This window comes from Litchfieldella xinjiangensis (assembly GCF_000759345.1).
In the GTDB taxonomy this organism is placed as follows: Bacteria; Pseudomonadota; Gammaproteobacteria; order Pseudomonadales; family Halomonadaceae; genus Litchfieldella_A; species Litchfieldella_A xinjiangensis.
In genome coordinates this window covers 891,798-918,421 of the sequence record NZ_JPZL01000001.1, presented here as the reverse complement: position 1 = coordinate 918,421, position 26,624 = coordinate 891,798, and the positions used below count along the sequence as shown (strand labels likewise).

The window sequence follows — 26,624 nt, the reverse complement described above, 5'->3', positions numbered from 1 at the left end:
TGCTTACCGCGAGGGACGTATTACGCGATATGCCGTCAGCAGGAAGAATGGCGCACCGGCGGCCAGATAGAAATGGTACGTCACCAGTCGCCAGACGAGAACGGCGACCCCCGCTTGCTCGCGTTCCATCAGCGGCAGTAGCAGTGCGCCAACGCCGACCTCCACAGCGCCTGCACCCCCCGGGAGAATGCTGAGCTGGCTGGCGGCCATGGCCAGCGTCTGGGTCAGGAACGACCAGACCCAGTCGGCATGGCCTCCTGCCCCGAGTACGGCCAGGTAGAGCAAGCTGTAGCGCAGCAGCCAATGAGCCGCCGTGAGCAGCAGCATGGCCAGCAGGGTGGTCGTCGGCAGCCGCAACGTGGTGCGTAAGGCAGCACGACAGGAAAGAAGGCGTCTCGCAAGCCATCGGCGGCGGCGGGGTGCCAATTTTGCCATTCCAGGTGGCGGGTCGCGTCGCAGCAACCAGGGTAGGCTCAGGATCATGACGCTGAGGCTGGCAGCGATGAGTGCCAGCCCTGCCAGTGCCAGTTGCACCAGATCCTGGTGAGGCCATGTGACCTCAGTGAACAATGAGAACAGCGTGAGCCCGGTCAGCATGCCCATGAAAAACAATAGATCGCAGCCCTGATCGACGAGAAAGACGCCGGCCCCCTTGGCGGGGGACAAGCCTCGCTGCGCCAACAGCAAGAGCAAGGTAGCGGGGCCGCCGCTCCCTCCGGGGGTCGCGCATAATGCAAACTTGGATGCCATCTCGATCGTCAGGGCGCCGCGCTGCCCAAGATGACCGGCACGGCCATCGAGCATCAGTCGCAAGCGTGCTGCGTTCAGATTCCAACACAGCACCGCCAATGCGAGCATCAGCGCGAGCACGCCGAGCGGAAAGTGCGTGACGGCCTTCAGGGCATCGCCGCCGCCCAACCCTAAGGTGATGCCGAGCGGGGCGACAAGCGAGAGGGCAAACAACACGCCATGCAGCGGCCGCCATGACGACAGCCTGGCCTTGCGTTCAGCCATTCTGAGGGATGACATGGGGCTCGCTGCCTGGACGGAGATGGTGATAGTGCGTTAGCAGGGATTCCATGGCGCTCTCCCAGCTGAAATGGCGCTCGACGTGACGACGGGCGTAGCGTCCGCTGGCGGCCACATCGTTGAGAAACAACGAATGGCAGGCGTCGGCCATGGCCTCCGGATCGAGCGGGCGACAGAGAATCCCCGCCCCGAGGGGGACGTTTTCGGCCAGAGCCCCCGCCCTGGCCCCGACGATGGGAATCCCGCTCGCCATGGCCTCCTGGGCGATGAGCCCGAAGGTCTCCCGCGTGCCTGCATGCAGCATGGCATCGCTACTCGCCAACGCACGGGCCACTTCGTGTACGCCACAGCAGCGGTCGACCACGGTCACGTTGTTCGGTACCTGATGCGGCATGCCTGGGCCCATGAGCAACAGATGGTATCCCTTTCCCAGACGCTTGAGTGTCGCCAATAGTACGTCGATGTTCTTTTCGCTGGAGTTGCGTCCGATGAAGACCAGTAGGCGTGTCTCGGGCGAAAGTCCCAATTCATCGCGGAACGCAGGGTCGCGTCGGCCAGGGTGAAATTGTTGCAAGTCGACGCCCAGGGGCTGGACCCGCACATGCTCGACGCCCCAACTTTGAAGCCGGTCGGCCATGACCTGGCAGGGTGCCAGCACGCTATCGAACCGACGATAGAGATTCACCACGTAGCGCTCCAGGCGCCTACGGACGTGACGACCGAAGCGGTCGCCCATCAGCCGTGGCAGATCGGAATGATAGAAGCCCACCACGGGCACGCCGAGCCGCTGGCCTGCGTCCAATGCCGCCCAGGCCGTGACATAGGGATCGCCGGCTTCGATGATGTCGGGGGCGAGGGCAACCAACGCGTCGCGCCAGGGGCGCGAGCGTAGGGGGAACCGATAGCCCTGACCCAAGGGCAAGCGCAACGCCGGCAGGGTATGATGATCGCCGAGGCTGTCGCGCTCGGCGCCAGGCACCAGCAAGCTGGCGCGGAGATCAGGGACGCGGGAAAGGACACGGTGCTTGGCTTGAAGGTAGGTGCGTACGCCGCCACTGGCAGGCGCATGAAACATGGTCACATCGGCGATATGCAAAGGATCCTCCGGCCCGAGCACAGATTGATCCTTCCACCCTAAAACGCAAATGCGACAATTCTGCGTCACGGGTCGATATTTTATCTTGACGGCGGAAACTCGGTTCAGCTGCTTTCCGAGCAGCAGGGATGGCCTCCGCTGCACTCACAAAAAACGGCGACCCTAGAGGGTCGCCGTCGCGTTACGTCGCTAACCTAATACAGACTAAAAGGTCAGGCAGCCGGGCGGGCCACCAATGAACGCGTTTCCTCGCGCGCTTCGGTGAGCACCACGCGGATCACGTCGCCGAGCTTGAAGCGCTCTTCGCCTTCGATCTGCACCCGCCCTTCCTTATCATCGATCACTACCTTGTCGCGGTCGCTATGCATCAGCGGTGCCGGCACAAAGGCCGTGGCACCATTGGCGGTGAGCCGCACGCGCATGCCACCTCGATTGATGGCGAGGATCTCGGCCTCGAACTCCTGTTGCTGCTTGGCCGCTTCGTTCAGGTAACGAACATATAGCCAATCCTTGACGTCACGTTCGGCCATACGGTTCAGGCGGCGGCGTTCGGTCAACTGTTCGGTCACGGCCTGGCTGGCCTCGGCCGGGGCCTGTTCACCCTTGAGCACGCGTTTGATCAGCCGATGATTGACCATGTCGCCGTACTTGCGAATCGGCGAGGTCCAGGTGGCATACGCGGCCAGTCCCAGGCCAAAATGAGGCCCCGGCTTGGCCGACATGCTGGTAAAGCCCTGGAAGCGGCGCAGACGTGCATCCAGCCAGGCATCGTCGCGACTCTCCAGGGCCCGCTTGAGCTCACGATAGCGGGGCAGTTCGAGCAGGGCGTCGCGCTCTACCTCGATCTCCTGGCTGGTCAGGAACTCATGGGCGGCATCGGCCTTTTCCGGTTCGAAAGCACGGTGCACATTGAAGATGCCGTGACCGACCTTGTCGGCCAACAGATCGGCGCAGCAAGCATTGGCCGCGATCATCGACTCTTCGATCATGCGATTGGCGATGCGCCGCTCCTCGGTACGGATATCGAGCACATTGCCGGCTTCGTCCAGGTCGAAGACGTAGTCGGGACGATCCTTGAATACCAGGGCATGCTGGGCACGCCAGGCACTGCGTGCTTCGGTCAGGTCGCGCAGCGCCTTGAGCTGGTCGCCGATCTCTTTGCTGGGCGCCCAGTCGCCCTGGCCTTCGAGCCAGTCGGATACCCGATCGTAGGCCAGCTTGGCGTGAGAACGGGCCGTTGCAGCAAAGAACCGATAGTCGCCCAGGCTGCCGTCGTCATTGATTTGCAAGGTGCAGGCGAGTACCGGGCGATCCACGCCTTCACGCAGCGAGCAGAGGTCGTCAGCCAGCACTTCGGGCAGCATGGTGACATTCTGGCCGGGCAGGTAGACGGTAAATGCTCGGGTGCGGGCCTCGAGATCGGCGGCATGGTCCTCATCGACATAGGCTGTCGGATCGGCAATCGCTACCGTCAGGGCCCAGCCTCCCTCGGCACGCGGTTCGATGCGCAAGGCATCGTCCATGTCGCGCGTCTTCTCGCTATCGATGGTGAAGAACGGTTCTGCCGTCAGGTCCTCACGTGCCAAGCCTTCGTCACGTAGGGGCCAGTCATTCCCGGCCTCTGGCGAGGCCTGTTCCAGGGCGTGTCGAGCCAGGGTCACGCGCCACGGCACGGCGGGGTCTTCGGCCTTGGCCACCAGTTCGTCGATCTGGGTGAAGAAGCCTCGGTCGTTGGGCTTTAGCGGATGCCGGACCAGGCGTGCCACGACCCAGTCCGCATCACCGATGCTATCTTCGTCGAGGCTATTCTTGATTCGGGCCTTGAGCGACTGCTTGATTGAAGGGTGATCGGGTACCACGGCCAACCGACCCTCGCGCTTTTGCACACGCGCGATGAAACGATCCAGGCCCTGTTCCACCAAGGACTCCGGCTCGACGCTCTTCTTGTCGCCTTCCTCCTTGAGGACGGCCTCGACACGGTCGCCGTGCAGGACTTGCTTCATCGCCGGCGGCGGTACGAAATAGGACTCGCCGTCGTCGGTTTCGAGAAAACCGAAGCCCTTCTCGGTCGCCTTGATCACGCCTTGGACCCGGGGCGTGTTGTCGCGAATCTGTTGCTTGAGCTGGGCAAGCAGCGAGTTGTTCTGAAGCATTCAGGGCACTTTGATGGCAGGGATAAAGTGTCGGTCACTATACGGATTCGTGCCGGCTGCGCCAATCACGCTGGTAATATCTTCGGCAATTACACCAAAGCCATGGCGATTGTCGATTCCCCATCGAGCAGATCGAACTCACGATTCTTCAGGGTGCGCGCCTGGGCCAGGTAGGTCAGCGCGTGTGCCACGTTGCCGCGTGAGACGTCGAGCGCTGGGGCACTGCGTATCGACGTGGACACCTGGCGGGTGGCGGGCTCGTCGGTCAGCCGGGCGGGCTTGAGAATCACATGCGGCACATGCGCATTGCGTAAGTATGCATCGGCCGCGAACTTTGCCGCCATATAGGGACGCATCTTCTCGGGAGCGGCGAGGGGGTCGCTGGCGCGCAGGGCGCTGACCATCACGAAGCGCTCCAGCCCCAGCTCCACAGCAAGGTCGATACAGCGGATGGCGCCATGGAGATCGATCATCAATGTCTTGTCCGGACCGGTATGGGGGCCGGAACCGGCAGTGAAGATGGCCTGGTCACAGCCATGGAAGGCGTGGCGTAGATCGCCCTCCAGGTCGGCGATGGTGGTCTCTATGCCGCGTTCACGAAACCACGTTTGTTGATCGGGGTGGCGAATCATGGCGCGAATGGGAACCCCCGCACGGCTGGCGATTTCACAGAACTGGCGACCAATCTGGCCGTTGGCACCAATGACCAGCGTTTTCATAAGTCTTGCCTCCTGAGGTCGTGTTGCCGGATTTGTCATGCTGCCAGCAGGGCAGTATTGACGATACTGCCTTGGACACCCCGGGCCTGCCAACCTTCGTCAATGCGACGGGATGCGCTAGGCTAGGGCGGTAGACCACTTGCAGGAACATGAATGACTCGCCGCCTGATCGTTACCGACCTCGACCGCACCCTACTCAATGCCGCGCATGACGTCGATGCGTTGACCGTGGAGACCTTCCGCGCCCTGGAGGCCGAAGGGCACCATCTGGCCATCGCTTCGGGTCGGCATTATCGGGATATCCTGCCGATTCGCGACAAGCTGGGGGTCGCGGCGCATATCATCAGTTCCAATGGTGCCTATGTGCATGGCCCCGACGATGCCCTCGTCTCAGCCGACCCGCTGGCGTCCTGGCTGGCCCTGGATCTGATCGCCTTCGATCGGCCTCCCGGGGTACGTCTTAACCTGTATCGCGATGACGAGTGGTTGATCGATGCGCCCGCCCCGTCACTCCTGGCCCTGCATGAACATACCGGCTTCAGCTACCGCGTGGCGGATCTCGATGCGTTGGATGGCCACGGTATCGGCAAGGTGCTCTATATAGGCGAGCCTGAACTGCTGGCGGCGCTGGAAGGCCAGATTCGCTCGCGCCTCGGCGATAACCTTCACTTGACTTATTCCCTGGCCAATTCCCTGGAGATCATGGGGCGGGGCGTCAACAAGGGAGCCGCCGTGCAGCGCCTGCTCGACAGCCTCGGCCTGGCACCTTCGGCATGTATCGCCTTCGGCGACAATCTCAACGATACCGAAATGCTCAATCTGGCGGGGCACGCCTATATCATGGATAACGCCCATCCCGAGTTGGAGGGGCGGGTCCCTCGAGGGATACGGATCGGACGGCACGATGAGATGGCCGTGGCACAGCGCCTGCGCGATCATTTTGGGCTATCCCCGTAGCGCGCCGACATCTAGCACCTTGGTCGCAAGCGGCTTGTCGCTTCTGCCGGCTTCGCTCATCATCGGGCAGTTACCTATCTGAGGTCGGCAATCGCCGACAATACGCCTGCCCATGACGATGACGCCAGCCACACTGATCGTGGTCGATGACGATCCGGAAATACGCGAATTGCTGGCCGAATATCTCGGTCGCCACGGCTATATCGCGCACGTAGCCGAGGACGCCGAGTCCCTGCGCGCGCTTTTGGCCCGGGAAGTGCCCGATCTGCTGATCGTGGATATCATGCTGCCCGGGGACGATGGCTTCACTATTTGCCGTGAAGTGCGGCGCACCAGTGACGTGCCGATCATCATGCTTACCGCCAGTGCCGACGAGACCGACCGGATCCTGGGGCTTGAAATGGGTGCGGACGACTATCTCGGCAAGCCGTTCAACCCCCGTGAACTATTGGCGCGTATCAAGGCTGTCCTGCGACGCACTCGATACGTGTCACAGGAGGCGCCTGAGCATGCGCGCCTGGTGGCCTTCGGTGACTGGCGCCTGGATCGCGTGACGCGCGAACTGATCGACAGCCATGGGGAGCGCACCCCGCTGTCGGGGGCGGATTTCCAGCTGCTGCAGGTCTTCCTTGAACATCCCGAGCAGGTCCTGTCTCGCGAGGCGCTGTTCGACTTGAGCCGCGGACGACCGGCGCCGCCGCTGGATCGCTCGATCGATGTGCATGTCTGCCGGTTGCGGCAACGCCTGGGCGAGGATGCCCAACATTCCCAGTTGATCCGCACGGTGCGTGGCGCAGGCTACGTATTGGCCAGCCAGGTCGAAGCGCTGCAGTGACCATACCGGTAGGGAAGGAAGAGCCCGTAGTGGCAGGGCAGGCGATGGCCTCTGGGCGTTGGCGCCAGCTGCGACGCAAGCTGGCATATATCCTGCCGCGCACGCTGCGCGGGCGTTTCGTGCTGATCATGATCGTCGGGGTATTGGGCGCGCAATTGTCCAGCTACGCCATCTGGACCACCCAGACCCGGACCAGCCACCTGGAGCAGGTCGATGAGCTGTCCCGTAACGTGGCCTTCAATGTCGCCTCCACGGTGCGTTTCTTCCGCTCGCTGCCCTACGATTACCGTCACATCGTGCTGGATCAATTGCGCGACATGGGCGGTACACGCTTTTTCGTCAGCATCAATGACCACCGTATCCCAATCGTGGATACCGGGAGCGGGCCCGCCAAGCGTCTCGTTGTCGACAATTTCCGCGGGGTACTGGCGTCGGAGCTTGGCATTCGTCATGCCCTGGTGGAATTCTCCCGCCCGGAAGATCTGCGCCTATTGAACAATGAAGTGCTGCTGCGCGACCTGCCGCCACGCTGGGGACAGTACAGTTTGCTACTCGACCCTCTGGAACCGCCTGTGCTCGTGGTACAGCTCGAACTCGAACCGGGCAGTTGGCTCTATGTCGCTACGCTGCTGCCGATTCCCAACCTGTTCAGTGAACACGCCTGGCTCTCCGAGGAGCGACTGTTCGCGGCGGTGATCGTGTTGCTCGCCGTCATCGGGCTTTCGTTGCTGGGAATTCGTAGTGTGACACGCCCGCTGGCCCGTCTGGCCCGTGCCGCACGCCAGCTTGGCGACGATCTCGATGCGCCGCCTTTGCCCGAGCGGGGGCCGCGCGAGATTCTCGACACCACCTTGGCCTTCAACCGTATGCAAGAGCGTATCCGGGGGCAGGTCGAGGAGCGTGAGCGGCTGTTTTCCGCCATTTCCCATGACCTTAAGACGCCCATCACTCGCATGCGCCTGCGTGCCGAAATGCTGGACGATCCCATGCAGCGGGAACGCTTCAGTGCCTCGCTCGATGAGCTTGACCTGCTGGTCAAAGGGGCCCTGGCGTCGGTCAAGGGTCTCGACCTGCACGAGAACATCGAGCATGTCGATCCGCGTCAGCTGCTCGATGGCTTGGCCAGCGAGCTGCGGCTCCAAGGGGGGGAGGTCGATGTCTTCGGTCAGCCGCCTTCCTTGGCGGTCAAGCCGCTGGCCTTCAAGCGCTGTCTGAGCAACCTGCTCGAAAATGCGGTGTTCTATGGACATCGTGCCGAGGTTACTTTGGATGAGCATGCCGAGGGCGTATCGATCGCCATCCGCGATCACGGGCCGGGCATTCCCGAGGCGCAGCAGGCGCGGGTCTTCGAGCCTTTCGTGCGCCTTGAGCCTTCACGCAGCCGCAACACCGGCGGGAGTGGGCTGGGGCTGGGCATTGCCCGGCACATCGTTCGTGCGCACGGTGGCGAGTTACAGCTCGCCAATCATCCCTCGGGTGGGCTGATGATCAGGCTGTGGTTTCCCTTTCGCGAAGGAAATGTTTCAGCCTCGTAATAATTACGCAACACTTTCCAGCACTTGGTAATCCCCCATGGCGCTCAGTATGCGCTAGCTTGTTACCAGCCGTTTCACGGCGTTACGCCAGTTCCAATAGATGTCTTTGGTAGTCAATAACAACGAGGGAGTCGCTTCATGTCAGCACTCACGCCAGTACGTGCCTTTCGCAAGACCCTGCTCGGCCTGGCCGTCGCAGGCACGCTGGGCGCTGCCCAGGCCCACGCCGGTGAAGTCGAAGTATTGCACTGGTGGACCTCTGGCGGTGAAGCCCGGGCCGCCAACGTCCTCAAGCAATTGATGGAGGATGAGGGCCATCAGTGGGAGGATTTCGCGGTGGCCGGCGGTGGCGGTGAAACGGCCATGACCGTGCTCAAGTCGCGTGCGATGTCCGGCAATCCGCCTTCGGCCGCCCAGATCAAGGGGCCCGAAATCCAGGAGTGGGGCGAGCTGGGGCTTCTGGGTAGTCTCGACGACGTCGCGCAGTCCGAGGGCTGGGATGACATGCTTCCTGACGTGGTCGCCGATGTCATGAAGCACGACGGCAATTACGTGGCCGTCCCCGTCAACGTGCACCGCGTCAATTGGCTATGGGCCAACCCCAAGATTCTGGAAGAAGCGGGTGTCGAACTGCCGACCACGCTGGATGAAATGTTCGCAGCGGGCGAGGCGATTCGCGAAGCGGGCTACATACCGCTCGCGCATGGTGGCCAGCCTTGGCAGGACGCGACGGTCTTCGAGTCCGTCCTATTGGCCAGCGCTGGAACGGATTTCTACCGGCGCGCCATGGTCGACCTTGACCCCGACGCCCTGGGCGGCGAGGAGATGATCCAGGCGCTCGAGACCTTTAAGCGCACGCGTGAGCTGATGGACGATGACATGTCGGGACGCGACTGGAACATCGCCACCTCCATGGTGATCAGCGACAAGGCCGCCATGCAGTTGATGGGTGACTGGGCCAAGGGCGAGTTCACCGCTGCAGGACTCACACCGGGCGAGGATTACCTGTGCGCGCCGGCACCGGGCACCCAGGATGCCTTCACCTTCAATATCGACAGTCTGGCCATGTTCCAGGTCAGCGACGATTCGGAGCGTGAAGCCCAGAAGACCCTGGCACGCCTGGTACTCGAACCGGAGTTCCAGGAGGCGTTCAACCTGGCCAAGGGCTCGATTCCCGCACGCCCCGACCTGGACATGAGCGAGTTCGACACGTGTGCCCAGCAATCGCTCGAGGCATTCCAGCAGACAGCGGAAGAGGGCGGCCTGGTCCCCAGCATGGCGCATGGCATGGCGGTTCGTTCCGATGTGCAAGGCGCGATGTTCGATGTCATCACCAACTTCTTCAACTCTCCCGATATGGACGCCGAGCAGGCGGCCCAGCGCATGGTAAACGCAGCTCAAGCGGCGCTGTAAGTTCCGGTCATGGCGCCGCCCAATGGGCGGCGTCGTGGCTATATGTGAGGTAATTCCCATGTCGACCGTTTCGTCTCCGACACGTCCGGCGCGCGTTGCGCGTGGGCGACCGGCCGGTGCGCGCCTGCAGGATTGGCTGCCACGCCTGGTATTGTCGCCGTCCATCGCCATATCGCTGTTCTTCGTCTATGGCTTCATGATCTGGACGTTCGTGCTGTCTTTGACCAACTCGCGGATGCTGCCTAGCTACGATTTCGTCGGCTTTGCCCAGTATGCGCGTCTGATGACCAACGAGCGCTGGTGGGTCGCGGCCACCAACCTGGGGATATTCGGCGGCTTGTTCGTCGTCATCTGCCTGGGGCTCGGCCTGCTGTTGGCGATTTTGCTCGACCAGCGTATTCGCCAGGAAGGTGCGCTGCGCACGCTCTACCTGTATCCCATGGCACTCTCTTTCATCGTCACCGGGGTGGTGTGGAAATGGCTGCTCAACCCAGGGCTGGGCATCCAGGCCATGGTGCGCGGCTGGGGTTTCGAGGACTTCACTTTCAACTGGCTGACCGACCCCGACATGGCGATCTACACCTTGGTGATCGCTGCGGTATGGCAGGCGTCCGGCTTCGTCATGGCGTTGTTTCTGGCAGGGCTGCGTGGTATCGATGACAGCATCATCAAGGCGGCTCAGCTCGATGGCGCCAGCCTGCCGCGCATCTACTGGCGGGTGGTGATTCCCTGCCTGCGCCCGGTGGTGTTCAGTGCAGTGATGATCCTGTCGCATATCGCCATCAAGAGCTTCGACCTGGTCGTGGCCCTGACCGGCGGTGGTCCGGGATATGCCACGGACCTGCCCGCCACCTTCATGTATACCCATGCCTTCACGCGGGCGCAGATTGGCCTGGGGTCGGCCAGCGCGATCCTGATGCTGGGGGGAGTGCTGGCGATACTCATTCCCTATCTCTACTCGGAACTGCGGAGTCGCAAGCATGGATAACGTGATTCGTCGACGCACCCCGGCGGCCCGCCTGGCCCGTGCGCTGTTGCTCACGGTGCTGATCCTGGCGGCCCTGTTCTATCTCATGCCGCTGGTGGTGATGTTGCTCACTTCGGTCAAGCCGCTCGAGGAGATTCGAGCCGGGAGCCTGCTGGCGCTGCCCATGAACCCGACGTTTTCACCCTGGGTGAAGGCCTGGGGTGAAGCGTGCACCGGCATGCGTTGTGACGGGGTGAGCGTCTACTTCTTCAACTCGATTGCCATTGTGATACCGGCGGTGCTGATTTCCACCACGGTGGGCGCGCTCAATGGCTACGCGTTGACCAAATGGCGCTTCAAGGGCTCGGAACTGGTCTTCGCCCTGATGCTGTTCGGCTGCTTCATTCCCTTTCAGGTTGTGCTGCTGCCCATGGCGCAGACGCTGGGATGGCTGGGGTTGGCGAGTTCCCGGGCGGGGTTGGTACTGGTGCACGTGATCTTCGGCATCGCTTTCACCACCCTGTTCTTCCGCAACTTTTACGTGGCCATCCCCAACGAGCTGGTTTCCGCGGCCAAGCTCGATGGTGCAGGATTCTTCCGCATATTCTGGCGCATCCTGCTGCCGGTATCGGCGCCGATCATCGTGGTCTCGGTAATCTGGCAGTTCACCCAGATCTGGAACGACTTCCTGTTCGGAGTGGCGTTCTCAGCTCATGACACCCAGCCGGTGACGGTGGCGCTGAACAACCTGGTCAATACGTCGACAGGCGTTCGCGAATACAACGTCGATATGGCGGCAGCCATGATTGCGGCCTTGCCGACGCTAGTGGTGTACGTCCTGGCAGGCAAATATTTCGTGCGCGGACTGACCGCAGGGTCCGTCAAGGGCTGAGCACAAGAACAATCAAGAGGTTAACGAAATGGCAGCGTTGGAAATTCAGAATGTCTGCAAGGATTTCGGTAGTGAGCGTGTGCTCAAGGATGTCAGCCTGTCGATCGATTCGGGCCAGTTCCTGATCCTGGTTGGCCCTTCGGGCTGTGGCAAGTCGACCCTGATGAATGCCATCGCCGGCTTGGAGCCGGTGACCTCGGGTAGCATCTCGATCGCCGGCGACGATGTCACCTGGCATACCCCGGCTGATCGTGACATTGCCATGGTCTTCCAGTCGTATGCGCTCTACCCGAGTATGACGGTGCGCCAGAACATCTCGTTCGGACTGGAGATGCGCAAGGTACCCAAGGCCGAGCGTGAGGCGGCCGTCGAGCGCGTCGCCGATCTGTTGCAGATTTCCCAACTACTCGAGCGCAAGCCGTCGCAGCTCTCCGGTGGCCAGCGCCAGCGGGTGGCCATGGGGCGCGCCCTGGCGCGCGAACCCAAGGTTTACCTGTTCGACGAGCCGCTCTCCAATCTCGATGCCAAGCTGCGCGTGGAGATGCGGACCGAGATCAAGAAGCTGCATCAGCGCCTGGGTACCACGATCGTCTACGTCACCCACGACCAGATCGAGGCGATGACCCTGGCCGACTGCATCGCGGTGATGCGTGACGGCAAGATTCTGCAATTGGGTAGCCCCGATGAGGTGTACAACAACCCCGTCGACATGTTCGTGGCCGGCTTCATGGGTTCACCGTCGATGAACTTCATCAACGCCACGCTGGAAAAGCAGGGCGAGCAATATCATGTACGTATCGCCACCCCCGGGCAGGACGACCTGGTATTGCCGTGGCCTGCCAGCCGCGAACAACCCGAAATGAGCGAGTGGGTAGGCAAGGCGGTCGTGCTGGGCTTGCGGCCCGAGCATTTCAGCGAGGAGGATGTTCGCCTGGGGGATGCCGCCGAAGGGACGCTGTTCAATGCCTCGATCACCGTCGTGGAACCCACCGGCGCCGAGATCCTGATCCAACTGCCGTTGGGCGACAAGGAAGTCACCGCCCGGGTCGGGCCGAAGTGCAAGGTAGCTGCCGGTGAAACGCTGGCGCTACGGGTCGACATGGGGATGGGTGTACTCTTCGATCCCGATAGCGAAAGGCGCTTGGCTTAGCGTTGGCACCCCGCCACGCTGCTACTGGCGGGGCGGGTCTTGCTCCAGGCGACGCAACCGATTCCAGAGCTCTCGACGCAAGTCGGCGATGCGTGGAGCCTCGCCCTCGTCAAAGGGTAGCGGACGCGTCAGTCGCAGGGTGCGCAGGCCCAGGCGGGCGCTCAACAGGCCTACCCCCAGCCCTTGTCCGGCGCGTGTCGACAGTCGTCCCGCCAGGTTCATCGATAACAACTCCATGCTGGCTTCGCTGGCCATTTCGCTGGCGCCGGCAAAGGCCATGTTGTAGAGCACGGCACGAAAGAGTCGTAGGCGGCTGGCATATCCGAGTTCGAGGCCATACAGCCGTGCGAGTCGATCCACCATGGCCAGGTTGCGCCAGGCCACCAGCAGCATATCGACCAATGTCAGCGGACTGATCGCCACCATGATGGCGGTATCGCCTGACATGCGCGAGATCATTCGCCGCGCTTCGCGGTCGCGTGGGGCAAGCAGGTGATGCGAGAGCAATGTACGTGTCTCGCGTCCATCGTGATGAGGCTGGTGGGCTTGCAGGAACGCCTGCCAATGAGGATGGTCATCGTCCAGGCCGAGCTGCTGCTTGAGGCGCTCTGCAAGGCGACGCGCACCCCGCGGCGAAGCCGTATCCAGTGCATCGAGCCGTTCACGCAGGCTGACATGACGCTTGAGCCGGCGCAGTCGCCATAGCTCACGAATCAGGGCCCATCCCCCCAGGCCGACCCCAAGCAGCCCAAGCAACCCCCAGGCGCCGCTCAGCCAGTCGCCACCCAGCGCGGAAGTATAGAGCGTTTCTCCCAACTCGGCGGCGCCCACCCCCAGGGTGCCACCCAGCAAGGTCAGCAACCCCCAGCGGCGCTTACGTGGCCGCGCCAGGCTTTCGGCAATGGCGGCTTCGCTGCGTGCGGGTACCTCTTCGTCTTCCAGCACCCGGCTGGGAAGTTGTGGATCGAAGGTATGAGCGGGCCTCAGCGAGTCGGTGAGGTGTTCGTCGCCACGTTCAGGCTCGGGGGATTCATCCACGGTAAAATGCTGGCCAGGACGCGGGTCGTGGCGCTGGGCCTGTTCGTACCTGGCGTCTCGGTTCCTTTCGTCGTGGGTATCGTTCATTGCAGCTTGTCTCCCAACAACCATTCGAGCGCCGAGTCGAGGCGAATGTGCGGTAATGTGCCGTTGTCCCGGGGGGCAGGGCGAAAGGCGGGGAAGTCGAAGCCCTGGCGCGCCCAGAACTCGGCATCCGGCAATCGCGCCGGTACCTCGCCAGGGAAGACCAGCACTTCTTCGCCTGCCAGCGTGGTTCCGCGCAAGGCAGGGGTGCGCTTGCCCTGATGCTCGACTTCACGCGCCTGCGTGGCGCGAATCGAAGCCAACGACATGGCCCGCACCGGCACGTCAGCGTAGCGCAGGTCCTGCAAGGGGTCGGCGAGAAGCGCTTCGATCAATGCCACCAGGTTGCCGTGCTGCTCGGGTGTGACATGGTCGGCCTTGGTCGCGGCTATGGCCAGGCGGTCGATGCGCGGAGCGAAGAGTCGCGACATTAGGCTGCGCTTACCGTAGTCGAAACTTTTCATCAGCGTGGAAAGCGCATGCGATAGATCCTCGAAGCGCTCGGGACCGGCATTCAGCGCACCGAGCACGTCCACCAAGACGATCTGTCGATCGAAACGTCGAAAATGCTCGCGATAGAACGGTTTCACCACGTGCTGCTGGTAATGGCTGAAGCGCCGCACCAGGGTCTGGTAGACACTCTGTTCCGGCAAGGCGGCGAGGCTGGCGCGATCATGCTCAGCGAGCCCGGGCAAGGGAAAGAACTGCAACACGGGGGCACCGGACAGCTCGCCGGGCAGCAGGAAGCGCCCCGGCTGCAGGTTGGCAAAGCCCGCTTCACGTGCTTCCCGAAGCCCACGGGCGTAATGCTCGGCAATGGTAGCGAGCGACGCTTCGTCGGCCTCCGCTGCAGGATCGAGCCCCTTCACCGCCTCGAGCCAGTCGCCAAACAGGGCGCGACGTTCGTTGTGCAGCGGTGAATCGGTGGCCAAGGGCTGGGCCAGGCTCCAGCTCAGGTAATCGTGACCCAGCAGCGGCAGGTCGAGCAGCCACTCACCAGGATAATCGAAGAGATCCAGGGTGAGATGCGCCGTTTCCGACCGGAACATCCCGCGCTTCCCGGGGCGATAGCGTATCGACAGGCGTAATTCGCTAATGCCCCGGGTCGGCTCGGGCCAACGGGGAGGCGTATCGTCGAGGGCGAGCATTGCCTCGTCATAGGGGAAGCGGGGCACGCCTAGATCCTGCTGGGCGACACGTTGCGCACCGAGAATGCGTCCCTCACGTGCCGCCGGAAACAGGTCGAGCCTGGCCTCCAGGCCGGCATGGCGCAACTGATGAACCAGCGAAGTGAGAAAGGCGGTCTTGCCGGAGCGCGACAGGCCGGTGACCGCCAGGCGTAACTGGCGATCCCTGCCGCGTTCCAGTAAGTCGTTGAAGTCACGGGCCAGCGACTGGCGCATTCGGTTCGATTCCGTTCGAGAAATGGTATTCATTAATGTGCGGGTGTTGGCCGCTGCTGACAAGACGTTGCCACGCCAGCAAGGCTTATTGATAGCAGGAGCGGGTCAACGGCAGGCCGGTTTCCCTCATATAACGCAAGACGCCCCGCACACGGGGCGGGGCGTCACAACGTGGCGGGCAAACGGATCGTTAGCCGGCAAAGGCCACATAGATGGCAATGACCAATACCACCAGAATGATGCCGGAAGGGATGGCACCTTTCCACGGGGTCAGGTCAACGGCACCGCTATCCTCGTGCACCCATTCGGTCTGACGCGGACGCCACTTGCCGATGAGCAGCATGGTGGCGACCAGGATCACGAATACCGAGGCCACGAAGTGGAACTCGTTCATGATCTCGGGGATGCGATTGAATGGCGGGACGAAGTAGCCGACTGCAATCATCAAGCAGCCGCCGACCAGCGCGATCTTGGCTGCCATGGGAGGCACCCGCTTGGTCAGAAGCCCCACCAGCACGACGGCCAGTATAGGGATGAAGTAAATGGCATTCATGCGCTGCAGGTAGCCAAACAAGCTCTCCTGGCCGGCCAGCAATGGGGCAATGATCATGGTCGCAAATGCCATGATCCAGCCGAAGATCTTGCCCGAGCGCACCACCTGGTCCTCGGTGGCGTCCTTGTTGATGACACCCTTGTACATCCCAAGACTGAAGATGGTGGTAGTACTGTTCAGCGCCGAGTTGAAGGAAGACAGGATGGCACCCACCATCACCGCGGCGAAGAAGCCCGTCAGGTAAGGCGGCAGAACATTGAAGACCAGATGGCCGTAAGCTTCGTCGGCGACCACGCCTTCATCGGCATACAAGTGATAGGCAATGATGCCGGGCAGCACCAGGTAGAGCGGTCCCAGCAATTTGAACAGACCGGTCAGCAGCACGCCCTTCTGGCCTTCGGCGAGGTTCTTGGCGCCGAATGTCCGCTGGATGATCTGCTGGTTGGTGGTCCAGTAGAAAAGGTTGATAAGGAAGACGCCGGTGAACAGGGTGGAGAAAGGCACCTGCTGCTCCGGCCCACCGATCGAATTCATTTGCTCGGGATTGCTCTCCTTGAGCGTTTCCCAGCCGGCCATGACCCCACCGCCGTCACTGACCGCCTGGAGGCCGAAATAGACGATGACGAAGCCACCGATCAGGAGGCCGATACCGTTGAGCGTATCCGAGACGGCAACGGTACGCAGGCCACCGAAAAGGGCATAGACCGAGCCGATCAAGCCGACTACCCAGACGGTCAGCCATAACAGCAGCGAGTCCGATTCGATGCCGGTGAGGCCCTGTAGGTCGAGCATTCCCTGCAAGCCCATGGCGCCCGAATAGAGGATGATCGGCAACAGGATCACTGCGTAGGCGAGCAGGAAGATCAGGTTACAGATCAACTGCGTGTCCTTGTCGAAGCGAATCAGCAGCATCTGTGGAACGGTGGCGATCCCGCTTCTGAGGAAGCGCGGCAGGAAGAACAGCGCCAGCGCTACCAGAGCAAGGACGGCCACGACCTCCCAGGCCATCACGCTCATGCCATCTGCGAAGGCCGCGCCATTCAGGCCCACCATCTGCTCGGTAGAGAGGTTGGTCATCAACAACGAGCCCGCAATCAGCGGGAAGGTTAGCGAGCGGCCTGCCAGGAAGTAGCCGCTGGTACTGTGATGGTCATCGCGGCGCGTGATGCGCCATGTGATGAAGGCGACGAGTCCCGTAAAAAACAGAAACGACGCCAGCGTCAATGCATGCAGCATGGTATGAATCCTTTCATTGCGAATGCGTTTCGGCCGTCACCCTACGTTACTGCAGGTAAAGTTACCACCGGGAGGCCGGATTTTAGCCCGGTGATTCGAGCCATCCATGAAACTTTAGTCAAAAATTGCGACGCGTGTATACGAAACATTACCTAGTCACACCTGGCTATGCGACAGGCGTAACGAAACCAAACAAGTGTAGCAGCATGGGTAGCCCGGCGATGAAGAAGCCAAGCACGGCGATACCATATCCCAGCGAGCGCCGCCGGGGATGGCGCGCCAGGCTCAACCCCAGGATGCACACGATCAAGCCCACCACATTGAAGGCGAAACGGGACATATAGAGAACTTCGTAGGGCGTCACGTCGGCTCCTTATCGATTGATAGGACTACGAAAGTTGGGGAAGCGTATCCTCTTCGACTACGCTCAGGGAGACAAGGCGAGAGTCGGCCATCCAATCGGGATCATGAGGAGCGCTGCGTGAGCGAGACGGCGGTTCGTGAAATCATCACATTCTGGTTCGAGGAATTGACGCCGCGCCACTGGTTCATCAAGGATGCGACGCTGGACGCGACCATTACCCGGCGCTTCTCGACCACGCTGGAGGCGGGACGCCTGGGCGAACTCTGGCATTGGCGAACTAGCGCCGAGGGTCGCCTGGCGGAAATCCTGGTGCTGGATCAATTCTCGCGCAATATTCATCGTAACTCGGCCGCTGCCTTCTCCCAGGATCCCCAAGCCTTGATCCTGGCCCAGGAGGCGGTGGCACAAGGCATCGACTCGCAGCTGGATGCGTCCCGCAAGGTCTTCCTATACATGCCCTTCATGCATAGTGAGTCCTTGCTCATCCACGACGAAGCCATGCGACTGTTCGATCAGCCGGGGCTCGAAGAAAATTTTGCCTATGAGCGTAAGCATCGCGAGATTCTCGTCCGGTTCGGGCGGTATCCGCATCGCAATGCGCTCCTGGGCAGGGAATCGACGCCGGAGGAAGCGGCGTTTCTGCAGGAGCCGGGGTCTTCCTTCTGAGCGAGGCTCAGAGAGGCCCCTTTCGTATGGAAATGGAAGAAGGAGTTCAAGATGGGTCTGATTCTGTGGTTGATCATTGGCGGGCTGGCAGGTTGGATCGCCGGTAATATCATGCGTGGGGGCGGTTTCGGCATCCTCGGCAACATCGGTGTGGGTATCGTCGGGGCAGTTCTCGGCGGCGCTCTGTTCAGCCTGCTGGGGCTGGAAGCGGGTGGCATGATCGGCTCGCTGGTCACGGCGACGGTAGGTGCTGTCGTGTTGCTGTGGATCATCTCGAAAGTCAAGAGCAAGGGGTGAGCGCTTACTAGCGCAGACACTCCTGACACGGATACGCCATCGCTCGGCTCTGCCGGGCGATGGCGTTTTTTTTGATGACTGCGGACGCGCATCGATTGTAGAAATCGATGGCCATTGATCGTCTCTGCCTATTAGGCCTAAGCGGGGACATTAACTACCTTGAATGTGAATTCGCGGTTCGTACCGCCAGGGTCTGTAGGGTCAAGCCTGTGCAGTCGGCTCGGTGTCGTGCGAACCGAGCGGGACCCCACCGGCAGACGAGGAGCGTTTGACAATGGCCAAGAATCCGCACACCACGCCTAACAGCGGCGGACCCAACGACAAGGACTTCAAGACCACCGAGAACAGCAAGTCGGAACATCTGGAAGCCTATCGAAGTGATGCCAAGGGCCATGACCTGCGCACCAACCAGGGATTACGCATTTCCGACAACCATAACTCGTTGAAGGCCGGTGAGCGCGGTCCCACCTTGATGGAAGATTTCATCTTCCGTGAGAAACTCAATCACTTCGATAACGAGCGCATTCCCGAGCGCATCGTGCACGCTCGGGGCGCGGCGGCGCATGGTTATTTCCAACCCTATGACAACGCCGCACAGTTCTCCAAGGCGGGGGTCTTTCAGGATCCCAAGAAGAAAACACCGGTATTCGTGCGTTTCTCCACCGTGCAGGGCGCACGTGGCTCCAACGACACGGTACGCGACGTACGCGGCTTTGCCACCAAGTTCTATACCGATGAAGGCAATTGGGATCTGGTCGGTAACGACATGCCGGTATTCTTTATCCAGGATGCCATCAAGTTCCCCGACTTCGTGCACGCGGTGAAGCCGGAGCCACACAACGAAATACCCCAGGGGCAATCCGCCCATGACACCTTCTGGGATTTTGTCTCGTTGATGCCCGAGTCGACCCATATGGTGCTGTGGACGATGTCCGACCGCGCCTTTCCGAGACACTATCGCAACATGGAAGGCTTCGGGGTGCATACCTTCCGGCTGATCGACAAGCAAGGCAAGGCGCGTTTCGTCAAATTCCACTGGAAGCCTTTGGCCGGGACCTGCTCGCTGATCTGGGACGAGGCGCAGAAGCTCTGGGGGCGTGATCCCGATTTCAATCGCCGCAACATGTGGGACGACATCGAGAACGGCGACTTCCTCGAATATGAGTTCGGCATCCAGGTCGTCGAGGAAGAAGACGAGCACTCGTTCAACTTCGATATTCTCGATCCGACCAAGATCATTCCCGAAGAACAGGTGCCGGTCATTCCCATCGGCAAGATGGTGCTCAACCGTAACCCGGACAATTACTTCGCCGAGACCGAACAGGTCGCGTTCAACCCGGCCAATATCGTGCCCGGCATCGACTTCAGCAACGATCCGCTGCTCCAGGGACGCCTTTTCTCATATCTCGATACCCAAATGCTGCGTCTGGGTGGGCCCAATTTCCACGAGATACCGATCAACCAGCCGGTGTGCCCGTTCCATAATAACCAGCGCGATTCGATGCATCGCCAGACGATCAACAAGGGGCAGGCTTCCTACGAGCCCAACTCGATCGACGGTGGCTGGCCGAGCGAAACGCCGGCTGCGCCCGAAAATGGAGGCTTCGAGTCGTATCAAGAGCGTGTCGACGCGCACAAGGTGCGTGCACGCAGCGAATCCTTTGGCGATCACTACTCCCAGGCCACGCTGTTCTGGAACAGCCAGACCGAGGTGGAGAAAGAGCACATTATTGCGGCCTATACCTTCGAACTCTCCAAGGTTCAGCGTCCCTGGATTCGTGAGCGAGTGATCAAGGAGATTCTGCCCAATATCGATCTCGACCTGGCGCGTCGCGTAGGCGAGAACCACGGTGTCGATGTGCCGAACACGCCGCCTGCCCCGCCGGAACAGTTGGGTAAGAGCACCATGCAGGAATCGCCCGCGCTGAGCTTGATGTCACGGCTCCCGGGCAACATCAAGGGCCGCAAGGTGGCGATCCTGGTCGCCGATGGGGTCGATGCCGGTCAGGTCGAAACCCTGAAGAAGAAGCTGGAAGGTGAGGGCGCCCAGGGCATGGTAATCGCGCCCAGCATGGCCCCGGTAAAAGGGGCCGGCGGCAAGAGCGTCTCACCGGACGAGATGCTCAATGGCTTGCCTTCGGTGGCAGTGGATGCCGTCATCGTGCCTGGCGGACAGCAGAGCGTGGACATGCTGAGCAAGGCGGGGCCGGGCCGTTACTACCTGCAGGAAGCCTACAAGCACTTGAAGGTGATCGCGGCCGTCGGCGAAGGCCAGGGGCTATTGGCGGCTGCCGATGTGCCGACCCAGGAAGAAGGGATTCTTTTGGGTGGCAAGGTGGACGACATCTTCAAGCCCTTCTGCGAGGCGCTCGGCAAGCACCGGGTATGGTCGCGTGATGCCAAGGCCAACGACATGCCGGCCTGACGGCTACAAACCCTGTCGATACTTTATCTGCATTCGAAAACCATGAGCGCCCCCGCCGGGAATCCGGCGGGGGCGCTCAGTTTCTAGGCTCATTGAACGTGTATTAGACGCTTAGCCGCTCGACCGCGCGGGAGACTTCCTTGGCGCCTTCCAGCATTTCGTTGACCACCCGTGTGACATCGGCCAGCTTGTCCTGGGTCGATCCGCTCTGGGTCGACGCGCTGGCGATCTTTTGCGTCGCTGCTTGAGTCAGCTTGGCGTTTTCGCTCAACACCTGGCTGATATTGGTTGCGGCGCTGCCGGCCTGCTGGGCCAGCTTGCGTACTTCACTGGCCACGACGGAAAAGCCCTTGCCATGCTCACCGGCGCGGGCGGCCTCGATGGCGGCATTAAGTGAAAGCAGGTTGGTTTGCTCGGCTACCCGTGAAATGGCCGCAGTGATCTGGTTGATATCCTTGGCCTGGGCATTGAGCAGGCCGATGATCTCTTCCAGGCTGCCGATCTCGGTATTGGCCTGCTTTGAATTCGACACGGCTTCACCCAGGCGTTCCAGGCCACTGACCGCGATCTGTTCGGTCTGTGTGGCCACGCTGCTGGCGGAGTCGACGGCCCGGCGCGTGGCCTCGGCCTGAAGAATTCTTGGGGTGATATCGGTGGCGAACTTGACCACCTTGGTCACGTTGCCCTCTGCGTCCATGACGGGGTTATACGTCGCTTCCAGCCACAGCGTCTCACCGTTGGCCTTCAGGCGTTCGAACTGACCGGCATTGAACTCGCCACTGGCCAGGTTGGCCCAGAAGTGCGGATTTTCTCGGTAGAAGCGCTCATTGCAGAAAATACGGTGGTGCTTGCCTGCAAGCTGTTCGGCGCTATAGCCCACGGCCTTCAGGAAATTTTGATTGGCCCGCAGGATGTCACCCTGGGGAGTGAATTCGATCACGGCCATGGAGTCGTTCAGGGCGGTTAGCACCGCTTCCCTGGACAGGGAGTCCTGATGTTTGTGCGTAATGTCTGTGGCGATCTTGATGACGCCGGACACCTGGCCGCTCGACCCTCTAACCGGGAAGTAGGTGGCTTCCAGCCAGATCAATTCACCCCTTTTCGTGATGCGCTGGAAACTGCCTGCCTGTTGCTTGCCATCGGCCAGGTCGCGCCAGAAGCGCATATAGGCCTCGCCTGCGGCGATCTCATCAGGGCAGAACATACGATGGTGCTTGCCCCGAATCTCATCGAGGCCATACCCCATGGCATCGAGAAAGAGATCATTGGCGGTGACTACCTCGCCGTTGGGCGTGAATTCGATGTACGCCATGCTCTCCTTGATGGCATCGATCTTGGCAAGATAGGTTCGACGGGCAAGCCAGGGCATGGTTCGGATTCTCCGGGTCTGTTTGAGCATCTTTTTATCGACCTTGTACAACGAAGCTTTGATTTCGATAACTGTAAAGCTTTTGTATAGGAAAGTCGAGGCAATGCTGATTCCGGAAACAAAAAAGCCCGGCTGTATCCAGCCGGGCGTAGACTCTTCAGGAGGGGCTAGATTAGGCCGTAGCGGCCGCTTTATTGCCCACGAGCTCCTTGAGCGCGCTTTCGACGACGCCCAGGCCTTCTTCGAGAATGTCGTCCTCGATAGTGACCGGCATCAGAAAGCGTATGGTATTGCCATACAGGCCGCAGGAGAGCAGGACCAGTCCCTTTTCCCGGGCACGCTTGCACAGAGCGCCGGCCAGGTCGGCATCCGGCGTATGCTGGGCCTTGTCCGAAACCAGATCGAACGCGGCCATAGCGCCCAGGTTACGGCCATTGTCGACGCAATCGAAATCCTGCTCCCACTGAGAAAAGCGCTTGGCCAGCTTGTCACCCAAGGCCTGGCTCTTCTCGAGAATCTTCTCTTCTTCGAAGACCTCCAGCACGGCCAGGGTGGCGGCACAGGAAACCGGGCTGCCGGTGTAGGTGCCGCCCAGCGAGTTGCCACCGGAAGCGTCCATGACCTTGTCGGTGCCCACCACGGCGGAAATCGGCATGCCATCGGCCATGCTCTTGGCCATGCATATGATGTCCGGCTCCACGCCGCTGTGTTCGATGGCAAACATCTTGCCGGTACGCCCGAAGCCCGACTGCACCTCGTCGATGATCAGCAGGATGCCGTGTTCGTCGCAGATATCGCGGATTGCCTTGAGGAAGCTGGCCGGCGCGGCGTAGAAGCCCCCTTCACCCAGTACCGGCTCGAGTACGATGGCGGCCGTGTCCTTGGGATTGGCATCGGTCTTCAGGGCCATCTTGAGCCCACGTAGCGCCTCGTCTTCACTGACGCCGTGATACGGCACTGGGTACGGGGCGCGAAACACATTGCCCGGCATGCTGCCGAAATCGGTGGCGTAGGGCGCGACCTTGCCGTTCATGGCCATGGTCATGAATGTTCGGCCGTGGTAGCCACCGTCGAAACAGATCACATTATTCTTACCTGTGGCGGCACGAGCGACCTTGACCGCGTTTTCCAATGCCTCGGCACCGGAGTTGGCCAGCATGACCTTGGCATGGCCACGCACCGGTGTGATCTGGCTGAGTTTCTCGGCCACTTTTACATAGCCTTCATAGGGCATGACCGTCTGGCAGGTATGCATCACCTTGTCGAGCTGCGCCTTGACGGCTTCGACCACCTTGGGGTGACGATGGCCGATATTGAGCACGCCGATCCCGCCGGCGAAATCGATCAGACGATTGCCGTCGGCATCCCAGATCAGTGCGTTTTCGGCGCGATCGGCAAATTGAGTCGCGGGACTGGCCGCACCGTTGGCCACATAGCGCTGCTTGAGTTCGTTGAGTTGGGCGTTGTTCATCGTTGGACTCCTTCCAAAGGGTGCAAACGGCTCACAGGCCGCCCACACAGAGCTGTCTACATCGACCTATGCACAGGCTTCATCCATACAGGTCTAGCGTAGTTCAGTGTACCGATTCATCCCGGCACATGGCCGGGGCCTCGACACCACGAAGGGCACCCGCCGCATGGTAAACCCCCTTCGTTACACGCCACCATGCCACACTCGGGGCCTACCTTGACATGCCTGCGTCGATGGCTCGTTTCAGACGGGCCACCCATCGTTAATGCTTCGGTGCGGGCGCTGCTTTCAGCTACACTAGGGCGCCGATTTTCCGTTGAGACGAGGTGAGCCTTGGTCGATCCCTTGAACGCCTGGTGGGCCCAGCAACTGGTGCTATGCGGTTGGGCCTTTTCGCCCGAACCGACAGCCATCGAGGCGCAGCAGGCCATGGCTCGCCTGGGCGAACTCGAAGTCACCGATCGGGGAGAACTGGCCTGGCGCCTGCTCGAAGCCTTCCCTTCAGGACCGGCCGACCCGCTGCGTCAGTTGGCCGCCTTCGAATTGCTGGCCTTGGCGGTGGGCGCCGGTTGGCTGACCCCTGACGGTGCCACACGCTGGGTGCTTCGCCTGGCCCATGACATTACGGCCCATCACAGTGATTGCGAGGCCTGGCTGCGAGCGCTCCTGGCAGCGCGCAGTCGCGAGGGTTGGGTGCGCGGGGACGATGGCTTTCAGGAAGCCTGCGATGCCCTGGCGATCCTGGAGCGTGATGGTGATGGAATCACCTGGGAGCTGTTGACCTCGACCCTCTCGCAGAAGGGCCGGCCGCAGGATGCCTGGCCGGCGGGGCCTGGCCAGGCGATCTGGCGATTGCGTGCTGCGTTCACGCCTGTCCTCGCCTTGCCCGCCGAGGACAGCGTCGATTGGCCGGGGGTTGCGGCCTGGCTCGATGACGTGTGGCAAGTGCGTAACCGAGACGAGCTGGTGCGGGCCATGCTGTGGCTGGCAGGGCAGGGGGATCGCTATGGCTGGGATCTGGATGCGGCCCGGTTACTGGAGCTGGACCATGAGGCCCGCCTGGAATGGTGCAGCCAATTGGGGAGTGCCGTGCCCTACGGTCGTGTCCTGCTGGGATTCCTCAAACAAGGAGAGCCGCTGGAATGGGCCGCCTGGGATTGGCTGCGCCTGGTCGATCTCGCCTATGCAGGGTGGTGCCTGGGCTGGCTCGACGAGCAGGAAGCGACGGTCTTTGCCGGCCATGCGGCAGACCTGTTGACCCGCCGATACAGCGATTGGCTAGCGATGGTCACGGCCTATCAACGGGGAAGGAGCCTGTTCGAGGGACGCGACGGCATGGATGCGTTGCAGCGCGATTGGCAGTTGCTCCTGCAATCTCCGGTCAGCCCCTGGCATGTTCCCTTTGCCAGCCTGCTCGACGATGAAGTGCGCCTGGCATCGCAGGCGGGCATTCGCGCCTGGCGGGGCGATGCGCGTCACTGGCTACTCACCCTGGCCTCGGTACGTGAGCCCGATCTACTGCTGCGTCAGGGGTCAGTACCCGAATTGCCGGAAGCGCGTCGCCAGGAGGCACAAGGATACTTGCAGGAAACGCTGGGGTTATTTGCCGAAGATGGCACGCAGGGGCTGACACGTTTCTGGCTGCCCGCTCAAGCACACCACCTCAACCAGCTGGCTACCGACGCCGCCCACGCTGCCTTGCCGGCCCTGGCTACGCCTTTCGGCAAACCCCAGGAAGTGGCTGTCCTGCAGCGCAACGCACTCAAGGCGTGCAGCCGCCATGCAGCGACTATCTACATGGCGGAGAAATTCGCATTCTATCTGCTCATGGCAAGCGATAGCGGCGACTTCGATGGCGCCGAGCTGGAGCAATTGGCCGAGTCCCTGCGTGGCGTCCTGTGCCGTTTCTATCCCGGTGCGCGGCGTCTGCTCGATGCCTGGTCCGCCTGGGAGCTGGCATTACCCGAAGAGGGTCAGCCGCCGCTGAATCACGAGATTCACTGGCATCGCGACGACCCCGGAAGTCCATTCCATTGGCTGGACTGGAAACCGGGCGACTGGCACGAGCCGGGTCCCCGCCCGACCCTGACACGCTTCACTGCCCTGTCGCTGGTGGGGCCGCTCAATGCCACGGCCTGGAGCGAGCCGTTTCGCGAGAGTACGCGTGAGGCCGATGCCATCAAGGAGTGGGTCGATAGCCATTACGGTCTCCAGGATGGCGACGCGTTGCGTGATTTCCTGACCTTTCTGCTCCAGGCCGGCGATCGTCAGGACTACCAGATCAATTATGCCCCCTACACGTTGAACCAGGGGCGACTCGCGTCGGAGATCGCGATCATCGAATCCGGCGAATGCAGTGAAGAAGAACGAAACCACTTGCTGCGCCTGCGGCGGGTCCGCGACAACGACGCAGGGTGCAACGAGATCGATATGACGGCTTGGGACGTCGCCCAGGTGGTCGACCTGGCCATGGCAGGACGGCAGCTGGGTTGGCTAGGTGAGGCACGCTTTGCGGAAATTCTCGATGATGCGCTGGCGCTAGCCTCACAGCATTATTCAGGTTGGTCCGAATATGCGCGTGGCCTCTATGCCGGGTTCGCATTCTTCATGGCCGAAACCGAGGAGCGAGAGGCCTTCCTGGCGAGTTTCCGCGAGGCATTGGTCGCGTGGCTGACAGGTGCGCCGCCGCTTGCCGGGGCCTGGTCCAGCCTCGATTTCCCGGGGGCCCGTCCTCGCCATTGGGCGCCGTTGCACATCGATACCCTACCGGGGGATGCGCGAACCCTGCATTGACGATGACGCCTGCTTGATGTTGCGCTTAAACCCCGTTGAACAGGGCGTTCTTTAGCATTAAATCCGAGGTCGTCAAGCCCCCGCGGACTGGTTTATAGTCGGCCCATTGTCTAGAAAGGCTCATCCTGTCAGGAGCCGAATCGAACCGCTGACAGGCCGCTATGGTAGTGGTGCCGATC

At 61.5% G+C, this 26,624-nt stretch carries 21 protein-coding genes; 11 read left to right on the top strand and 10 right to left on the bottom strand.

What is annotated here, in order from left to right; all coding sequences use genetic code 11:
* Window positions 1-3: 3 nt before the first annotated feature.
* From JH15_RS04320 to JH15_RS04305, 4 genes are all read right to left on the bottom strand, one after another.
* Entirely contained in the window at window positions 4-1,029 is a 1,026-nt protein-coding gene (locus JH15_RS04320) for a glucosaminyl phosphatidylglycerol flippase (protein ID WP_052383888.1), read from the bottom strand.
* The gene (locus tag JH15_RS04315; RefSeq protein WP_043528794.1) at window positions 1,007-2,125 is read right to left on the bottom strand and encodes an N-acetylglucosaminyl phosphatidylglycerol synthase; all 1,119 of its coding nucleotides are present in this window, start codon (window positions 2,123-2,125) and stop codon (window positions 1,007-1,009) included. Before JH15_RS04315 ends, JH15_RS04320 begins: the two co-directional genes overlap by 23 nt.
* Window positions 2,126-2,337: 212 nt before the next feature.
* Entirely contained in the window at window positions 2,338-4,278 is a 1,941-nt protein-coding gene (locus JH15_RS04310) for an exoribonuclease II (RefSeq protein ID WP_043527345.1), read from the bottom strand.
* A gap of 89 nt (window positions 4,279-4,367) precedes the next feature.
* Window positions 4,368-4,997, bottom strand: coding sequence for an NAD(P)H-binding protein (locus tag JH15_RS04305; RefSeq protein WP_043527343.1), 630 nt, complete (start codon window positions 4,995-4,997; stop codon window positions 4,368-4,370).
* 153 nt (window positions 4,998-5,150) lie between these two features.
* Here JH15_RS04305 and JH15_RS04300 point away from each other — a divergent pair, with 153 nt between their 5' ends.
* The 7 genes from JH15_RS04300 (at window position 5,151) to JH15_RS04270 (ending at window position 12,746) form a co-directional block, all read left to right on the top strand.
* On the top strand, window positions 5,151-5,954 hold the full coding sequence (locus JH15_RS04300) for a Cof-type HAD-IIB family hydrolase (protein ID WP_043527341.1): 804 nt from the start codon (window positions 5,151-5,153) through the stop codon (window positions 5,952-5,954).
* 112 nt (window positions 5,955-6,066) lie between these two features.
* Window positions 6,067-6,789: a response regulator gene (locus JH15_RS04295; RefSeq protein ID WP_043527338.1), complete on the top strand. Its 723-nt coding sequence runs from the start codon at window positions 6,067-6,069 to the stop codon at window positions 6,787-6,789.
* A 44-nt stretch (window positions 6,790-6,833) separates the two neighbouring features.
* Complete coding sequence (locus tag JH15_RS04290; RefSeq protein ID WP_043527336.1) at window positions 6,834-8,324, top strand: ATP-binding protein; 1,491 nt, start codon at window positions 6,834-6,836, stop codon at window positions 8,322-8,324.
* Window positions 8,325-8,462: 138 nt separating this feature from the next.
* The gene (locus tag JH15_RS04285) at window positions 8,463-9,737 is read left to right on the top strand and encodes an ABC transporter substrate-binding protein (protein WP_043527334.1); all 1,275 of its coding nucleotides are present in this window, start codon (window positions 8,463-8,465) and stop codon (window positions 9,735-9,737) included.
* Window positions 9,738-9,795: 58 nt separating this feature from the next.
* The gene (locus JH15_RS04280; RefSeq protein ID WP_043527332.1) at window positions 9,796-10,725 is read left to right on the top strand and encodes a carbohydrate ABC transporter permease; all 930 of its coding nucleotides are present in this window, start codon (window positions 9,796-9,798) and stop codon (window positions 10,723-10,725) included.
* Window positions 10,718-11,596 carry a carbohydrate ABC transporter permease gene (locus tag JH15_RS04275; RefSeq protein WP_043527330.1) on the top strand — a complete coding sequence of 293 codons (879 nt, stop codon included), beginning with the start codon at window positions 10,718-10,720 and terminating at the stop codon, window positions 11,594-11,596. The genes JH15_RS04280 and JH15_RS04275 overlap by 8 nt, the downstream gene beginning before the upstream one ends.
* Before the next feature lie 28 nt (window positions 11,597-11,624).
* Window positions 11,625-12,746 carry an ABC transporter ATP-binding protein gene (locus JH15_RS04270; protein WP_043527328.1) on the top strand — a complete coding sequence of 374 codons (1,122 nt, stop codon included), beginning with the start codon at window positions 11,625-11,627 and terminating at the stop codon, window positions 12,744-12,746.
* 21 nt (window positions 12,747-12,767) lie between these two features.
* On the opposite strand, the gene JH15_RS04265 is transcribed toward JH15_RS04270, so the two are convergent.
* From JH15_RS04265 to JH15_RS18195, 4 genes are all read right to left on the bottom strand, one after another.
* Window positions 12,768-13,871 carry a YcjF family protein gene (locus JH15_RS04265; RefSeq protein ID WP_052383887.1) on the bottom strand — a complete coding sequence of 368 codons (1,104 nt, stop codon included), beginning with the start codon at window positions 13,869-13,871 and terminating at the stop codon, window positions 12,768-12,770.
* Entirely contained in the window at window positions 13,868-15,271 is a 1,404-nt protein-coding gene (locus tag JH15_RS04260) for a YcjX family GTP-binding protein (RefSeq protein ID WP_043527327.1), read from the bottom strand. Before JH15_RS04260 ends, JH15_RS04265 begins: the two co-directional genes overlap by 4 nt.
* A 190-nt stretch (window positions 15,272-15,461) precedes the next feature.
* Window positions 15,462-17,057 (bottom strand): solute:sodium symporter family transporter, encoded by a 1,596-nt coding sequence (locus tag JH15_RS04255; protein ID WP_043528790.1) that lies wholly within the window; start codon window positions 17,055-17,057, stop codon window positions 15,462-15,464.
* 169 nt (window positions 17,058-17,226) lie between these two features.
* The gene (locus JH15_RS18195; protein ID WP_043527324.1) at window positions 17,227-17,424 is read right to left on the bottom strand and encodes a hypothetical protein; all 198 of its coding nucleotides are present in this window, start codon (window positions 17,422-17,424) and stop codon (window positions 17,227-17,229) included.
* Window positions 17,425-17,541: 117 nt separating this feature from the next.
* Here JH15_RS18195 and JH15_RS04245 point away from each other — a divergent pair, with 117 nt between their 5' ends.
* The 3 genes from JH15_RS04245 to katE all read left to right on the top strand — a co-directional run bounded on the left by JH15_RS04245 (window position 17,542) and on the right by katE (window position 20,812).
* Window positions 17,542-18,090 carry a DUF924 family protein gene (locus JH15_RS04245; RefSeq protein ID WP_043527322.1) on the top strand — a complete coding sequence of 183 codons (549 nt, stop codon included), beginning with the start codon at window positions 17,542-17,544 and terminating at the stop codon, window positions 18,088-18,090.
* Between the two features lie 51 nt (window positions 18,091-18,141).
* Window positions 18,142-18,387: a GlsB/YeaQ/YmgE family stress response membrane protein gene (locus JH15_RS04240; protein ID WP_043527320.1), complete on the top strand. Its 246-nt coding sequence runs from the start codon at window positions 18,142-18,144 to the stop codon at window positions 18,385-18,387.
* A 223-nt stretch (window positions 18,388-18,610) separates the two neighbouring features.
* Window positions 18,611-20,812: a catalase HPII gene (katE, locus tag JH15_RS04235; protein WP_269319773.1), complete on the top strand. Its 2,202-nt coding sequence runs from the start codon at window positions 18,611-18,613 to the stop codon at window positions 20,810-20,812.
* A gap of 103 nt (window positions 20,813-20,915) precedes the next feature.
* Here katE and JH15_RS04230 read toward each other — a convergent pair whose 3' ends face one another.
* Together JH15_RS04230 and gabT are read right to left on the bottom strand one after the other, a co-directional pair.
* Complete coding sequence (locus tag JH15_RS04230; RefSeq protein ID WP_052383886.1) at window positions 20,916-22,181, bottom strand: methyl-accepting chemotaxis protein; 1,266 nt, start codon at window positions 22,179-22,181, stop codon at window positions 20,916-20,918.
* Window positions 22,182-22,353: 172 nt separating this feature from the next.
* Window positions 22,354-23,652 carry a 4-aminobutyrate--2-oxoglutarate transaminase gene (gene gabT, locus JH15_RS04225; RefSeq protein WP_043527315.1) on the bottom strand — a complete coding sequence of 433 codons (1,299 nt, stop codon included), beginning with the start codon at window positions 23,650-23,652 and terminating at the stop codon, window positions 22,354-22,356.
* Window positions 23,653-23,985: 333 nt separating this feature from the next.
* Here gabT and JH15_RS04220 point away from each other — a divergent pair, with 333 nt between their 5' ends.
* A complete protein-coding gene (locus JH15_RS04220; protein ID WP_043527313.1) occupies window positions 23,986-26,445 on the top strand; it encodes a DUF1266 domain-containing protein in 2,460 nt (819 codons plus the stop codon).
* Window positions 26,446-26,624 lie beyond the last annotated feature (179 nt).

Excerpts from the sequence above, each read along its gene's own strand:
- JH15_RS04300 (WP_043527341.1), top strand. The coding sequence starts at position 5,151 with ATGACTCGCCGCCTGATCGTTACCGACCTCGACCGCACCCTACTCAAT.
- JH15_RS04265 (WP_052383887.1), bottom strand. The coding sequence starts at position 13,871 with ATGAACGATACCCACGACGAAAGGAACCGAGACGCCAGGTACGAACAG.
- JH15_RS04290 (WP_043527336.1), top strand. The coding sequence starts at position 6,834 with ATGGCCTCTGGGCGTTGGCGCCAGCTGCGACGCAAGCTGGCATATATC.
- JH15_RS04260 (WP_043527327.1), bottom strand. The coding sequence starts at position 15,271 with ATGCGCCAGTCGCTGGCCCGTGACTTCAACGACTTACTGGAACGCGGC.
- JH15_RS04230 (WP_052383886.1), bottom strand. The coding sequence starts at position 22,181 with ATGCCCTGGCTTGCCCGTCGAACCTATCTTGCCAAGATCGATGCCATC.
- JH15_RS04320 (WP_052383888.1), bottom strand. The coding sequence starts at position 1,029 with ATGTCATCCCTCAGAATGGCTGAACGCAAGGCCAGGCTGTCGTCATGG.
- JH15_RS04295 (WP_043527338.1), top strand. The coding sequence starts at position 6,067 with ATGACGATGACGCCAGCCACACTGATCGTGGTCGATGACGATCCGGAA.
- JH15_RS04285 (WP_043527334.1), top strand. The coding sequence starts at position 8,463 with ATGTCAGCACTCACGCCAGTACGTGCCTTTCGCAAGACCCTGCTCGGC.
- gabT (WP_043527315.1), bottom strand. The coding sequence starts at position 23,652 with ATGAACAACGCCCAACTCAACGAACTCAAGCAGCGCTATGTGGCCAAC.
- JH15_RS04305 (WP_043527343.1), bottom strand. The coding sequence starts at position 4,997 with ATGAAAACGCTGGTCATTGGTGCCAACGGCCAGATTGGTCGCCAGTTC.
- JH15_RS04280 (WP_043527332.1), top strand. The coding sequence starts at position 9,796 with ATGTCGACCGTTTCGTCTCCGACACGTCCGGCGCGCGTTGCGCGTGGG.
- JH15_RS04275 (WP_043527330.1), top strand. The coding sequence starts at position 10,718 with ATGGATAACGTGATTCGTCGACGCACCCCGGCGGCCCGCCTGGCCCGT.
- JH15_RS04270 (WP_043527328.1), top strand. The coding sequence starts at position 11,625 with ATGGCAGCGTTGGAAATTCAGAATGTCTGCAAGGATTTCGGTAGTGAG.
- JH15_RS04310 (WP_043527345.1), bottom strand. The coding sequence starts at position 4,278 with ATGCTTCAGAACAACTCGCTGCTTGCCCAGCTCAAGCAACAGATTCGC.
- JH15_RS04240 (WP_043527320.1), top strand. The coding sequence starts at position 18,142 with ATGGGTCTGATTCTGTGGTTGATCATTGGCGGGCTGGCAGGTTGGATC.